Origin of the sequence: Streptomyces sp. NPDC006463, assembly GCF_042870715.1 — a bacterium.
Lineage (GTDB): Bacteria > Actinomycetota > Actinomycetes > Streptomycetales > Streptomycetaceae > Streptomyces.
The window spans coordinates 76026-89871 of record NZ_JBIAHP010000009.1 but is presented as its reverse complement, the minus strand read 5'-3'; the positions used below and the strand labels follow the sequence as shown (position 1 = coordinate 89871).

Genomic DNA, 13846 nt, shown 5'->3' with positions numbered 1-13846 from the left:
TGCTCCTTCACAGATGGCGACGTCGCTGCGCGGCTTGCCGGTCGTACTCTTCACGGGCCTGGGCCGCCGCCTTGCGGGTCGCGGTCTCGGCCACAGGAACATCCCACCACGCCTGTGCGGGGGGCGGGCCCGACACAGTGTCGGGCGTTCGGGTCTGTACGTAGACACATGTGGGACATGTTGCCGAGCGGGCCTCGGCGAGAGCTTCCCGCAGGTCACGCACGGTACGGGCGCGGATCACGGCCATCCCGAGGGAGGCCGCGTTGGCCGCGAGGTCCACCGGGAGGGGCTCGCCCGTGTACGAGCCGTCCGGCGCCCGGAAGCGGTACGCGGTGCCGAAACCCTCGGCGCCGACGGCGCCGGAGAGGCCTCCGATCGACGCGTACCCGTGGTTGTCGATGATCACCAGCTTGAGCGGGACGCCCTCCTGTACGGCCGTGACGATCTCGGTCGGGTTCATCAGGTACGTGCCGTCGCCGACCAGCGCCCACACGGGGCGGCCGGGCGCGGCGAGGGCGACCCCGATCGCGGCCGGGATCTCGTAGCCCATGCAGGAGTACCCGTACTCGACGTGGTACTGGTCCGCCGACCGGGCCCGCCACAGTTTGTGCAGGTCGCCGGGGAGGGAGCCGGCCGCGTTGATCAGGATGTCGGTGCCGTCGGCGAGGGCGTCGAGCAGGCCCAGCACTTGCGCCTGGGTGGGCGGCAGGTCCTCGTCGGGGGCGGGCACGGCGTAGGCCTGGTCGACGCGGGCCTCCCAGCGGCCCCTGCCCTGACGGTACGCCGTCTCGTAGGCGTGATCCACGCGGTGGCCGGACAGCGCGAGCCGCAGCTCGTCGAGGCCTTCGCGCGCGTCGGCGACCAGGGGCAGGGCGGCGAGTTTGTGGGCGTCGTACGGGTCGAGGTTGAGGCCGATGAACCGGACGGCCGGATGCCTGAAGAGGGTCGCGGAGGCGGTGGTGAAGTCGGTCAGCCGGGTCCCGGCGGCGATGACGAGATCGGCCTCCCGGGCCAGGGCGTCGGCGGCGGCGCTCCCCGTGTGGCCGATCCCGCCCAGGTCGGCGGGGTGGTCGTACGGGAGGACGCCCTTGCCGGCCTGGGTGACCGCCACCGGGATCCCGGTGGCCTCGGCGAAGGCGGCGAGGGCCGCCTGGGCCGCGCTGTGCCGGATCCCGCCGCCCGCGACGATCAGCGGCCGGGCACAGCCCCGTACCGCCTCGGCCGCCACGGCGAGCTCGTGGCGGTCGGGCCGGGGCCGGCGCACCCCCCAGACGCGCTCGGCGAAGAACTCCTCGGGCCAGTCGTACGCCTCCACCTGCACGTCCTGGGGCAGCGCGAGGGTGACGGCGCCGGTCTGCACCGGGTCGGTGAGCACGCGCACGGCCTGGAGGGCGGCCGGGATCAGGGCCTCGGGGCGGGTGATCCGGTCGAAGTGGCGGGAGACGGGCCGCAGGGTGTCGTTGACGGAGACGTCCCCGGCGTAGGGCACCTCCAGCTGCTGGAGCACGGGGTCGGCGGGCCGGGTGGCGAAGGTGTCCCCGGGCAGCAGGAGCACCGGGATGCGGTTGATCGTGGCGAGGGCGGCGCCGGTGACGAGGTTGGTGGCGCCGGGCCCGATGGAGGTGGTGACGGCGTGCGCGGAGAGCCGCCCGCTCTGCCGGGCGTACCCGACGGCCGCGTGCACCATGGCCTGTTCGTTGCGGCCCTGGAGGAAGGGCATGGCGTCCGGGCCGGTCTCCAGGAGGGCCTGCCCCAGCCCGGCGACGTTCCCGTGTCCGAAGATCCCCCAGGTGGCGGCGATCAGCCGGTGGCGCTGTCCGTCGCGCTCGGTGTACTGCCGGGCGAGGAAGGCGACGAGGGCCTGGGCGACGGTGAGTTTCATCGGGGTGCCTCCGCCTCGGTGAAGGGCAGCCGGGGGTCGATGTCCTGGCCGTCCCAGGTGGACCGGATCCAGCCGTGGTCGGGGTGGTCGCGGATCAGCCACTCCCTCGTCGCGCCCGGACCGGCCATCACGTTGAGGTAGTACATGTCGTGGCCGGGGGCGGCGATGGACGGGCCGTGCCAGCCGTCGGGGATGAGCACGGCGTCCCCGGTGCGCACCTCGGTGAGGATGTCGGTCTTCCCGGCCGGGGAGGGGGTGACGCGCTGGTAGCCGAGACCGGGGGTGTCCCCGTGCGGGGCGATCTCGAAGTAGTAGATCTCCTCCAGCCGGGACTCCTCGCCGGGGTGGTGCTCGTCGTGTTTGTGGGGCGGGTACGAGGACCAGTTCCCGCCGGGGGTGAGGACCTCGACGGCGATGAGCCGGTCGCAGCCGAACCCGGCGGGGCCTGCGGCGGCGAAGTTGTTGACCTGACGGGAGCACTGCCCGGCGCCGCGCAGTTCTACGGGCACGGCCTCGGCCGGTCCGTACCGGGCGGGCAGCCGGTTGTCGCACCGGGCCCCCGCGAGGGCGAACCGCCCGCCCCCGGCCGAAACGACCTCCGCGTAACCGTCCCGCGGCAGGTAGGCGAAGTCGGTGACGGCGTCGAACACCTCAGCCCTCCCGCGCAGTTCGAAGACGTCCGGTCCGCCGCCGGACCCGCGGTCCGGGGCGGAGCCCCAGCAGCGGACCTGGCAGCTGCCCGAGAGAGGGAGCACGATCCACTCCGCATCCCGGCACGCGTGCGCGTACACCTCCCCCGGCTCCAGCGCCAGGACCACCAGCCTCGTCCATTCCATCCCCCACTCAGACACCATCGGCACGGCCCAACACCTCCTCCACCTCGGGCGGAAACGGCATCGCGGTCGAACACGCCAGCCGCGAAGCCACGATCGCCCCGGCCGCGTTCGCGAAACGCATGACCCGCTCCAGCTCCCATCCGGCGAGCAGCCCGTGGCACAGCGCGCCCCCGAACGCATCGCCCGCGCCGAGCCCGTTGACCACCTCCACCGGCACCGGGGGGACCTCGGCCACCGTGCCGTCGCGGTGGACCGCCAGCACTCCCTCCGGGCCCCGCTTGACCACCGCCAGTTCCACCCCGGCCGCGAGCAGCGCCCGCGCCGCCGCGTACGGCTCCCACTCGCCGGTGGCGATCGCGCACTCCTCGGCGTTGCCGACGGCCACCGTCGCCCCGGCCAGCGCCCGCTCGTAGTACGGGCCGGGTTTCTCGCGCCACAGCATCGGCCGCCAGTCCAGGTCGAAGACCGTGGTCCCGGACTTCGCCCGGACGTCCAGCGCCGCCAGGGTGGCGGCGCGGCTCGGCTCCTCGCTCAGGCCGGTGCCCGTCATCCAGAACACCCGGGCCTCCCGTACCGCCTCCAGGTCCAGCTCCTCCGCCTCGATCTCCAGATCGGGGGCCTTCGGCAGCCGGTAGAAGTACAGCGGGAAGCGGTCGGGCGGGAAGATCTCGCAGAACGTGATCGGTGTGGGGAGCCCGGAGACCTCCGTCGCCCACCGGTCGTCCACGCCGAACCCCCGCAGCTCGGCGCGCAGATAGGCGCCGAACGGGTCCGCGCCGGTACGGGTGATCACCGCCACCCGCCGCCCCAGCCGGGCGGCGGCGACGGCCACGTTGGCCGGGGAGCCGCCCAGGAACTTGCCGAAGGTCTCGGCCTCGGCCAGTGGTACGCCGGTCGTCAGCGGGTAGAGATCCACCCCGATCCGCCCCATCGTGATCAGGTCGAACCCGATCGGATCGCCGGTCACGTCCAGTCCTCCCACTCGTCCCACTCGTCCCACTCGTCCCACTCGTCCTCACCGTCCCTTCGAGCCTCGCACCCTAAGGTGGCCGCTATGACGTCCTCCCCGCCCGCGTTGACCCGTATCCGCGTCGGTTCGGCTCCGGACTCCTGGGGTGTCTGGTTTCCCGACGACCCCCGCCAGACGCCCTGGGAGCGGTTCCTCGACGAGGTCGCCGACGCCGGGTACGAGTGGATCGAGCTCGGCCCCTACGGCTATCTGCCCACCGATCCCGCACGACTCGCCGAGGAGACGGCCAAGCGCGGGCTGCGGGTCTCGGCCGGAACGGTCTTCACCGGACTCCATCACGGGCCCGCCGTATGGGAGGACACCTGGGAGCACGTGTCGCGGATCGCGGCGCTCACCCAGGCCATGGGCGCGGCCCATCTCGTGGTCATCCCCTCCTTCTGGCGGGACGACAAGACCGGCGAGGTGCTGGAGGACCGCGTCCTCACCCCCGGTCAATGGCGTGAACTGGCCTCCCAGACCGAGCGGCTGGGCCGGGAGGTGCAGGACCGGTACGGGCTGCGGATCGTGGTGCACCCGCACGCCGACACGCACATCGACACCCCTTCGAACGTGGCGCGCTTCCTCGACGCCACCGATCCGGGCCTGGTCTCGCTGTGCCTGGACACCGGACATTACGCGTACTGCGGGGGCGACAGCGTCCGGGCGATCGAGACCTTCGGCGAGCGGATCGGCTACCTCCACCTCAAGCAGGTGGACCCGCGGATCCTCGCCGAAGTCGTCGCGGAGCAGCTGCCCTTCGGCCCGGCGGTGGGCCGCGGGGTGATGTGCGAACCGCCGTCCGGGGTGCCGGTGCTGGAACCGGTGCTGGCGGCGGCCCAGCGGCTCGGCGTGGACCTGTTCGCCATCGTGGAACAGGACATGTACCCCTGCGAGCCCGACCGGCCGCTGCCGATCGCCCGCCGCACCCGCGCCTACCTGCGCTCCTGTGGCGCCCGCTGACTCTTCCCGGGAGGAACACGACATGAGCACGCTCGGTATCGCCGTCATCGGCACGGGGAAGATGGGCGCCGACCACGTACGCAGGATCGGCCGGACCGTCGGCGGGGCCCGGGTGGTGGCCGTGGCCGACCCGGACGGGGACCGGGTCAAGGAGGTCGCGGGCGCCTTGGACGGCGCGGGCGCGCACACCGACCCGGCGGCCGCGATAGCGGCGCCCGGGGTGGAGGCCGTACTGATCGCCTCTCCCGGACCCGCCCACGAGGAGGCCATCGGGCTGGCCCTGGAACGCGGGCTGCCGGTGCTGTGCGAGAAGCCGCTCACCCCGGACCCGGCGGGGGCGGTACGCGTGATGGAGGCCGAGCGGCGGCTGGGGCGGCGCCTGGTGCAGGTGGGTTTCATGCGCCGGTACGACGCCGAGTACGGGCGGCTGAAGGAGCTGCTGGACGCGGACGGGATCGGACGGCCGCTCTTCCTGCACTGCCGCCACCGCAACGCCGCCTCGCCGTCCTTCTTCACCAGCGACATGCTGATCAGCGACTCGGTGGTGCACGAAGTGGACGCGGCCCGCTGGCTGCTGGGGCAGGAGATCACCGCGGTCACCGTGCTCTCCCCCACTCCGTCCTCGGCGGCTCCCGAGGGGCTGCGCGATCCCCGGCTGGTGCTGCTGGAAACTTCCGGCGGGGCCGTCGTCGACGTGGAGATCTTCGTCAACTGCGGCTTCGGCTACCAGGTGCAGTGCGAGGCCGTCGGCGAGCGGGGCAGCGCCCGGATCGGCGACGGCCACGCGATGGTGGTCCAGTCGGCGGGCCGCTGGGGCGGCGAGATCGACCAGGACTTCACCGTGCGCTTCGCCGACGCCTACGACCGGCAGCTGCGCAGCTGGGTGGCCGCGGCCGCGCGGGGCACGGTGGCCGGACCGGACGCGTGGGACGGCTACGCGGCGGCCGCCGTCTCGGAGGCGGGCCTCGCGGCCGCGCGCACCGGTGTACGGACCCCGGTGGAGCTGGTGGAACGGCCGGCCCTCTACCGCTGACCCCGTCTCCCCGCCTTCCTGCCCGGCGACCCTTGTGCCGTTTCCGTCACAGGGGTCGCCTTTGTGTCACACATGTCCGCATTACGCGGGCCTTGCGTCACAGCCGTCCCACAGCCCCTCCCCTGCCCTCACCCAGCGTCGTTCCCCGGGCACAACCCGAGTGATCGTCACTGTCCACACCCCGGCTCCCCCGACGGCCTTCCGGCCGACCCCGCGGCGTGGACAAGGAGGTGTCGTGCAATGAGCGACCGACAGCTGTGGTCGTACAAGGAGATCGCTGCCCACATCCGGGTCCAGCCGGACACCGTGCGCTCCTACCGCAAGCACGGGCTGCTCCCCCCGCCCGATCATATGGAGGGCGGCAAGCCCTATTGGTACGCCGAAACGATCCGCACCTGGGTGGCCCGCCGCCCCGGCAACCGGGGCCGCCACAAGGACTGACCCCGCTCACCCCCCACTCCTCACTCGGGGACGGGGCCCACCCGGGCCCCGTCCCCCGAGGCCACGCTAGGCGGTCCCGGCAGGCACCCGCTCCGGCTCGGCGGTCACCTCCGCCGGCGGCAGCGACTCCCCCTCGCTCAGCCCGAACCTTTCGTGCAGCCTGCGCAGCGGACCCGGCGCCCACCAGGTGGCCTTCCCGGTCAGCTTCATGACCGCCGGGACCAGGAGGCTGCGCACGACCATGGCGTCCATCAGCACCGCCAGCGCGATCCCGAGGCCCAGCATCTTGGTGTTGGTCACCCGCGAGGTACCGATGGCCACCATGACCACGGCCAGGATCACGGCCGCCGCGGTGATCAGCCCGCCGGTGCGGGCCAGTCCGGTGCGCACGGCCCCCTCGTGGTCCCCGGTCCGGTCGTGCTCCTCCTTGATCCGGGATATGAGGAACACCCCGTAGTCCATGGAGAGTCCGAAGGCGATGCAGAACATCAGCACCGGCAGGGTGGTCTCTATGTCCCCGGTGGAGGTGAAGGAGAGCAGTCCGGAGAGGTGCCCCTCCTGGAAGACCCACACCACCGCCCCGAACATCGCGGTCAGGCTCAGCGCGTTGAGGAGCACCGCCTGGACCGGTATCAGAAGGCTTCCGGTGAGCAGGAACACCAGCAGGAGCGTGGCGAGCACCACCAGGGCCAGCGCGGCGGGCAGAGCATCCGCGATGGCCTCCTGGGCGTCGACGAGCCTCGCCGCCTGTCCGGTCACCGAGGTCCGGAAGCCGGCCTCGACCTGCCTCACCTCGCCGACCAGGTCCTGGGCCTGCGGCCCGACCGTCTCGCCCTCGGCGGTCACCGAGAAGTACGCGTACCGCGCCCCGGCCCCGCCGCTCACCGGCCCGTCGACACGGACCACACCGGGCAGGACGGCCAGGCGGTCCCGGTAGGCGGCGAGCTCGGCGGGCCCGGCCGCCCCCTCGGCGAGCACGGTGAGCCCGCCACCGGGGCTGCCCGGGAAGCCGTCCCGGATGTGCTGCTGGACCACGTGCGACTCCGCGGTCTTCGGCAGCTGCCGGTCGTCCACGGTGCCGAACTTCACGCCGAGGAAGGGCAGTCCGAGGAGCAGCAGCCCCGCCGTGGTGGCCACCACGAACACCGGGGCCCGGCGCATCACCAGCGCGGCAGCCCGCCCCCAGCCCCGACCCTCTTCCGCCGTGGCGTCGGCCGTGTGACCCCGGCGCCACAGGCGGCGCAGGTCCAGGGAGTTGACCCGATCGCCCAGCAGCACCAGGGCCGCCGGCAGCAGGGTGAGCGCGGCCGCCGCCGCGAGCAGGACCACCGCGACCCCGGCGTAGGCGAAGGAGCGCAGGAAGTACATCGGGAAGAACATCATCGCCGAGAGCGAGACCGCGACGGTCAGCGCGGAGAACAGCACGGTGCGCCCCGCGGTGCGCAAGGTGGCCCCGACGGCGGCCACCGGATCCCGACCGCCGGCGAGTTCCTCGCGGAACCTGCGGACGATGAACAGGGCGTAGTCGATGGCGAGTCCGAGACCGAGCGCCGTGGTCAGGTTCTGGGCGAAGACGGAGACGTCGGTGATCTCGGTCAGGCCGCGCAGCACCGCGTTGGTGCCGAGGATGGCCACGATGCCGACGCCGAGCGGCAGCAGGGCCGCGACGGCGCTGCCGAAGACGAGGATGAGCAGGACGAGGGTGACCGGCAGCGCGATCAGCTCGGCGCGCAGCAGATCCTCCTGGATGGTCGAGGTCACCTCACGCTGGACCGCCGCGGGCCCGCCGAGGGAGACGCTCACCGGCCCGTGTTCGCCCCGGTAGCGCGGGGCGATCCGCTCCAGCACCTCGGTGGCGGCCTTCTGGTCGCCCAGCACCCTGGCCGCGATCAGGGCCTGCCGGCCGTCCTGCGAGCGCAGCGCGGGCAGCCCGGTGCGCCAGTACGAACCGACGCCGGCGACCCCCTGCTCCGCGGCGAGTTGCGCGGCCAGCCGCTCCGCCTCGGCGGCGACGGCGGGATCATCCACCCCGGCGGTCCCCGCCCGGGCGTCCACGAGCAGCAGCAGATTGGGCTGGGAGGCCGGGAACTCGCGCTCCAGGGCCGCGGCGGCATAGGTGGACTGGGCGCCCGGGTCCTCCCAGCCGCCACTGCCCATCCGGTCGGCGACGCCGCCGCCCGCGAACACGGCCAGTGCCGTGACCACCAGGGCAAGCAGCAGCGAAAGCCGCGGCCGGGCCGTGACGAACCGGGTCCACCTGCCGCTCTCCCCGGGCGACGGCGGATTCTTGACTTCGGACATGACTCGGTGTCCCCTTCACCGTGATTGCCAGGCCAAATAGACTGGCAAACACGAGCAGTCGCTCGCGTTTCCTCAGAATGCGAGCGATCACTCGCGTTTGTCAATCACCCACGGGAAGCAAGGGATTGGACATGCCGGGAACTCCCAAGGGCAAAACAACTGAAAGCGGTGAAAAAGACACCGCTCCACGCCGCCGACAGGCGCGCGGTGAGCGACGGATCTCCCAGCTGCTGTCGGCCGCCGCCGGAGTGTTCTGCCGCACCGGGTACGCCGCGGCCAGCACCAACGCCATCGCCCGGGAGGCCGGCGTGTCACCGGGCACGCTCTACCAGTTCTTCCCGAACAAGGAGGCCATCGCGGTCGAGCTCGGCGGCCAGCTGATGCAGCGCGCGAACGAGATGCACGGACAGGCCTTCCTGCCCGAGAACCTGGACCGCCCGCTGCCCGAGCTGCTCGACGCCGTCCTGGACCCCTTCATCGCCTTCAACTGCGAGAACCCGGCCTTCTGGGCGCTCATGCACGGGACCGGCATCCCGGGCATCGCCCAGGAGCACGAGGAGCTGCACTCCGGCCTGCTCGCCCGGGTCGAGGGGGTGCTGCGCACCTTCTGCCCCGAGGCCTCGCCCGCCGAGCTCACCCGCACCGCGAACATGATCCTGGGCATCTTCAAGTCGTCCCTGGACCTGATCCTGGCGCACGAGGGCGCCGAGCGCGCCGCCTACGTCGCGGAGCTGAAGATCGTCCTGCTGCGCTACCTGGAGCCGGTGATCACCCCGACCCACTCCCGGTGACCGCGAAGGCTCCCAGGCGGCCCATATCACCCACTTGCATACGTTTCATCCGGCTCGGCCACCCCAAAAGAGCAGGCGCAGATACTCGCATCCATACCCCCTAGGGGTATAGTCTCGGAGTGTCGGGAGGACGGTGGAGCGACTCGCCGTTCCCCGGCGACCGCACGCACCCTCGAAGAGGAGAACGACATGACCGCCGAGACGGACACCCAGACCACCACCGTCTACCGGGTGACCGGCATGACCTGCGGGCACTGCGAGGGCGCGGTGACCGCCGAACTCTCCGCCCTGCCGGGCGTCAGCTCGGTCAAGGCCGTCGCCGCGACCGGCGAGGTCACCGTGACCTCCGCCGCCCCGCTGGCCGAGGAGGACGTACGCGCCGCCGTGGACGAGGCGGGCTACGAGTTCGCCGGTCAGGCCTGAGCGCCTCCCCTTCGGCAGTACCCTGCCGGGGCGTGCCGGCCAGCTCATACTGGATTCCGTACGCCCCGGCCCTCCCCCTGGAGCCGGAACATGACCAGCACAGTGCACGACGGACCCATAACGGCGGTCGAGCTCACGATCGGCGGGATGACCTGCGCCTCCTGCGCGGCCCGCATCGAGAAGAAGCTGAACCGGATGGACGGGGTCACCGCCACGGTGAACTACGCCACCGAGAAGGCGAAGGTCTCGTACGCGGGCGACGTACGGGTCGCCGACCTCATCGCGACCGTCGTGAAGACCGGATACACCGCCGAGGAGCCCCCGCCGCCGGAACCGGAACCGGGCCTCGGCGCCCCGGACGAAGCCTCGCCGGCCGTACGGGACCCCGAGCCGGCCGCGCTGCGCCAGCGGCTGCTGGTCTCGGCCGCCCTCGCCCTCCCCGTCGTCCTGTTCTCGATGATCCCGGCCCTCCAGTTCGACAACTGGCAGTGGCTCTCGCTGACCCTCGCCGCCCCCGTCGTCGTCTGGGGCGCCCTCCCCTTCCACAGGGCCGCCTGGACCAACGCCCGGCACGGCGCCGCCACCATGGACACCCTGGTCTCGATCGGCACGCTGGCCGCCTTCGCCTGGTCACTGTGGGCCCTGTTCTTCGGTCACGCCGGCATGCCGGGCATGCGGCACGGATTCGACTTCACCCCCGGATCGGCAGCGACGGGCACCGACGGCTCCTCCGCCATATACCTGGAGGTCGCGGCCGGGGTCGTCAGCTTCATCCTGCTCGGCCGCTACCTGGAGGCCCGCTCCAAGCGGAAGGCCGGCGCCGCGCTGAAGGCCCTGCTCGAACTCGGCGCCAAGGACGTCGCCGTGCTGCGCGAGGGCCGGGAGGTCCGCATACCGGTGGGCGCGCTCGCGGTCGGCGACCGGTTCGTCGTCCGTCCCGGCGAGAAGATCGCCACCGACGGCACGGTCGTCGAGGGGAGCTCCGCGGTGGACGCGTCCATGCTGACCGGCGAATCCGTCCCCGTCGAGGTCACGGTCGGCGACTCCGTCACCGGCGCCACCGTCAACGCCGCCGGCCGCCTGGTCGTCGAGGCCACCCGGATCGGCGCCGACACCCAGCTCGCCCGGATGGCCAAGCTGGTCGAGGACGCGCAGAACGGCAAGGCCGAGGTCCAGCGGCTCGCCGACCGGATCTCCGCCGTCTTCGTGCCCGTCGTCCTGCTGCTCGCGCTGGGCACCTGGGCCACCTGGCTGCTGATCACCGACGACCCGACCGCCGCGTTCACGGCCGCCGTCGCCGTATTGATCATCGCCTGCCCGTGCGCCCTCGGCCTGGCCACGCCGACCGCGCTCATGGTCGGCACCGGCCGGGGCGCGCAGCTCGGCATCCTGATCAAGGGTCCCGAGGTCCTTGAGTCCACCCGGCGCGTGGACACCGTCGTCCTGGACAAGACCGGGACCGTCACCACCGGCCGGATGACCCTCGCCGGCGTCTTCACCGCGGAAGGCACCGACGAGCGCGAGCTGCTGCGCCTCGCCGGATCCCTGGAGCACTCCTCGGAACACCCGATCGCCCGGGCCGTCGCCGTCGCGGCGGCCGACAGGGCCGGCGACCTGCCGGTCCCCGAGAGCTTCGAGAACGTCGCCGGGCTCGGTGTCCAGGGCGTCGTCGACGGACACGCCGTCCTTGTGGGCCGCGAGCAGCTGCTGGCGGACTGGTCGATCGCCCTGCCGGCAAAGCTCGCGCAGGCCAAGTCGGCTGCCGAGGAGGCGGGCGGCACCGCCGTCCTGGTGGCCTGGGACGGCGCGGCGCGCGGGGTGCTGACCGTGGCCGACGCGGTCAAGGAGACCAGTGCCGAGGCCGTCGCCCGGCTGCGGGCACTGGGCCTCACCCCGGTCCTGCTGACCGGTGACAACAAGGCCGTCGCCGAGACGGTGGCCCGCGAGGTCGGCATCGACCAGGTGATCGCCGAGGTGCTCCCGCAGGACAAGGTGGAGGTCGTACGCCGCCTCCAGGCCGAGGGCCGTACGGTCGCGATGGTCGGCGACGGGGTCAACGACGCGGCCGCGCTCGCCCAGGCCGATCTGGGCCTGGCCATGGGCACCGGCACGGACGCGGCCATCGAGGCGGGCGACCTGACCCTCGTACGGGGAGACCTGCGGGTGGCGGCGGACGCGATCCGGCTGTCCCGCCGGACCCTGGCCACCATCAAGGGCAACCTGTTCTGGGCCTTCGGCTACAACGTGGCGGCCCTGCCGCTGGCAGCCGCCGGACTGCTCAACCCGATGATCGCGGGGGCCGCGATGGCCTTCTCATCCGTCTTCGTGGTGACCAACAGCCTCCGGTTGAGGTCCTTCCGCTAGCGGTTCGCCTTCGCATCGAGCACACAGGTTCTTCACACGAGACGCAGATCACAGTGATCGCAACGTAACCATTCGGGGTCGTGACGGGTCTAATGGGGCGATGCCAGGAACGTCTTGGGGGACGTTCCGCGGAGGTCTTGGGGGACGTCCGGGGGCATCAGCCGGCCGGGACGCGTGCCCGCGGGAAGCTTTGAGCGGCCCTCCCGACCCGATACGGGTCCCGGCAGACACCGACGCCCCGGTTCGGGTCCCGTGGGGGGAATCCGTTCCGGGGAAAGGAAAGCGCCCCGACCGTCGACCCGTGGGGGGATCGACGGCGGGGCGCTTTTCGCGAGCGTCGGCCCGGCCGGCCACGAGGGCTGGCCGAGCGGGGGAAGCCTCGGGTCAGCGGGCCTCGACCGGGACGAAGTCGCGCAGGACCTCGCCGGTGTAGATCTGGCGCGGGCGGCCGATGCGGGAACCCGGCTCCTTGATCATCTCGTGCCACTGGGCGATCCAGCCGGGAAGGCGGCCGAGCGCGAAGAGCACGGTGAACATCTCGGTCGGGAAGCCCATGGCCCGGTAGATCAGGCCGGTGTAGAAGTCCACGTTCGGGTAGAGGTTGCGCGAGACGAAGTACTCGTCGGCCAGCGCGTGCTCTTCCAGCTTGAGCGCGATGTCGAGCAGCTCGTCGCTCTTGCCGAGCGCCGAGAGGACGTCGTGCGCCGCCGCCTTGATGATCTTCGCCCGGGGGTCGAAGCTCTTGTAGACGCGGTGCCCGAAGCCCATCAGGCGGACGCCGTCTTCCTTGTTCTTCACCTTGCGGATGAAGGCGTCGACGTCGCCGCCGTCGTTCTTGATGCCTTCGAGCATCTCCAGAACGGACTGGTTGGCGCCACCGTGCAGCGGACCCCACAGGGCCGAGATGCCGGCGGAGATCGAGGCGAACATGTTCGCCTGCGAGGAGCCCACCAGACGCACGGTGGAGGTCGAGCAGTTCTGCTCGTGGTCCGCGTGCAGGATCAGCAGCTTGTCGAGCGCCGAGACCACGACCGGGTCCAGGTCGTACTCCTGGGCCGGCACGGAGAAGGTCATGCGCAGGAAGTTCTCGACGTAGCCGAGGTCGTTGCGCGGGTAGACCACCGGGTGGCCGACCGACTTCTTGTACGCGTACGCCGCGATCGTCGGGAGCTTGGCCAGCAGCCGGATCGTCGAGAGGTGGCGCTGCTTCTCGTCGAACGGGTTGTGGCTGTCCTGGTAGAACGTCGACAGCGCGCTGACCACGGAGGACAGCATCGCCATCGGGTGCGCGTCGCGCGGGAAGCCGTCGTAGAAGCGCTTCACGTCCTCGTGCAGCAGCGTGTGCTGGGTGATCTCGTTGCGGAAAGACGCGAGCTGGTCGACGGTCGGCAGCTCACCGTTGATCAGCAGGTACGCGACCTCGATGAAGGTCGAACGCTCGGCCAGCTGCTCGATCGGGTAGCCGCGGTAGCGCAGGATGCCCTGCTCACCGTCGAGGTAGGTGATCGCGGACTTGTAGGCGGCGGTGTTGCCGTAGCCACTGTCCAAGGTGACGAGCCCGGTCTGGGCCCGCAGCTTCGAGATGTCGAAGCCCTGGTCACCGACGGTGCTCTCGACCACCGGGTAGGTGTATTCACCGTCCGCGTACCGGAGTACTACAGAGTTGTCGCTCACGTCATCCCTCACCGACGTAGTGCCTCTTCTTCGAGGTGCCCTGACTGCCTCTACCTTCCCCCATTTGGCGCAGGAGAGTGCACTCGGGGTCGGCGTTTGGTCCATTTGACGGCACTGAGTGCCGTCAACCCG

Annotated in this window: 11 protein-coding genes; 6 read left to right on the top strand and 5 right to left on the bottom strand. The window is 71.7% G+C overall.

Annotated features, from left to right (window positions below; all coding sequences use genetic code 11):
- Positions 1-7 precede the first annotated feature (7 nt).
- Genes iolD through iolC form a run of 3 tightly spaced genes read right to left on the bottom strand, consistent with a single transcriptional unit; the run spans position 8 to position 3685 of the window.
- Complete coding sequence (iolD, locus tag ACFYOB_RS17945; protein WP_388560808.1) at positions 8-1882, bottom strand: 3D-(3,5/4)-trihydroxycyclohexane-1,2-dione acylhydrolase (decyclizing); 1875 nt, start codon at positions 1880-1882, stop codon at positions 8-10.
- Entirely contained in the window at positions 1879-2736 is an 858-nt protein-coding gene (gene iolB / locus ACFYOB_RS17940; RefSeq protein WP_388560991.1) for a 5-deoxy-glucuronate isomerase, read from the bottom strand. Before iolB ends, iolD begins: the two co-directional genes overlap by 4 nt.
- Positions 2726-3685: a 5-dehydro-2-deoxygluconokinase gene (gene iolC / locus ACFYOB_RS17935; RefSeq protein WP_388560807.1), complete on the bottom strand. Its 960-nt coding sequence runs from the start codon at positions 3683-3685 to the stop codon at positions 2726-2728. Before iolC ends, iolB begins: the two co-directional genes overlap by 11 nt.
- Positions 3686-3772: 87 nt before the next feature.
- Here iolC and ACFYOB_RS17930 point away from each other — a divergent pair, with 87 nt between their 5' ends.
- The 3 genes from ACFYOB_RS17930 to ACFYOB_RS17920 all read left to right on the top strand — a co-directional run bounded on the left by ACFYOB_RS17930 (position 3773) and on the right by ACFYOB_RS17920 (position 6161).
- Positions 3773-4687, top strand: a complete 915-nt coding sequence (locus ACFYOB_RS17930) for a sugar phosphate isomerase/epimerase family protein (RefSeq protein ID WP_388560806.1) — start codon at positions 3773-3775, stop codon at positions 4685-4687.
- A gap of 22 nt (positions 4688-4709) precedes the next feature.
- Positions 4710-5720 (top strand): Gfo/Idh/MocA family protein, encoded by a 1011-nt coding sequence (locus ACFYOB_RS17925; RefSeq protein ID WP_388560805.1) that lies wholly within the window; start codon positions 4710-4712, stop codon positions 5718-5720.
- Positions 5721-5960: 240 nt separating this feature from the next.
- A complete protein-coding gene (locus ACFYOB_RS17920) occupies positions 5961-6161 on the top strand; it encodes a helix-turn-helix transcriptional regulator (RefSeq protein ID WP_388560804.1) in 201 nt (66 codons plus the stop codon).
- Between the two features lie 66 nt (positions 6162-6227).
- Here the strand turns inward: ACFYOB_RS17920 and ACFYOB_RS17915 are convergent, their stop codons facing one another.
- Complete coding sequence (locus tag ACFYOB_RS17915) at positions 6228-8462, bottom strand: MMPL family transporter (protein WP_388560803.1); 2235 nt, start codon at positions 8460-8462, stop codon at positions 6228-6230.
- 131 nt (positions 8463-8593) lie between these two features.
- On the opposite strand from ACFYOB_RS17915, the gene ACFYOB_RS17910 reads away from it, so the two are divergent.
- The 3 genes from ACFYOB_RS17910 to ACFYOB_RS17900 all read left to right on the top strand — a co-directional run bounded on the left by ACFYOB_RS17910 (position 8594) and on the right by ACFYOB_RS17900 (position 12040).
- Positions 8594-9253 (top strand): TetR/AcrR family transcriptional regulator, encoded by a 660-nt coding sequence (locus tag ACFYOB_RS17910; RefSeq protein ID WP_388560802.1) that lies wholly within the window; start codon positions 8594-8596, stop codon positions 9251-9253.
- A 189-nt stretch (positions 9254-9442) separates the two neighbouring features.
- Entirely contained in the window at positions 9443-9676 is a 234-nt protein-coding gene (locus ACFYOB_RS17905) for a heavy-metal-associated domain-containing protein (protein WP_388560801.1), read from the top strand.
- Positions 9677-9766: 90 nt separating this feature from the next.
- Entirely contained in the window at positions 9767-12040 is a 2274-nt protein-coding gene (locus ACFYOB_RS17900; protein ID WP_388560800.1) for a heavy metal translocating P-type ATPase, read from the top strand.
- Between the two features lie 384 nt (positions 12041-12424).
- On the opposite strand, the gene ACFYOB_RS17895 is transcribed toward ACFYOB_RS17900, so the two are convergent.
- The gene (locus tag ACFYOB_RS17895) at positions 12425-13714 is read right to left on the bottom strand and encodes a citrate synthase (protein ID WP_030229520.1); all 1290 of its coding nucleotides are present in this window, start codon (positions 13712-13714) and stop codon (positions 12425-12427) included.
- Positions 13715-13846 lie beyond the last annotated feature (132 nt).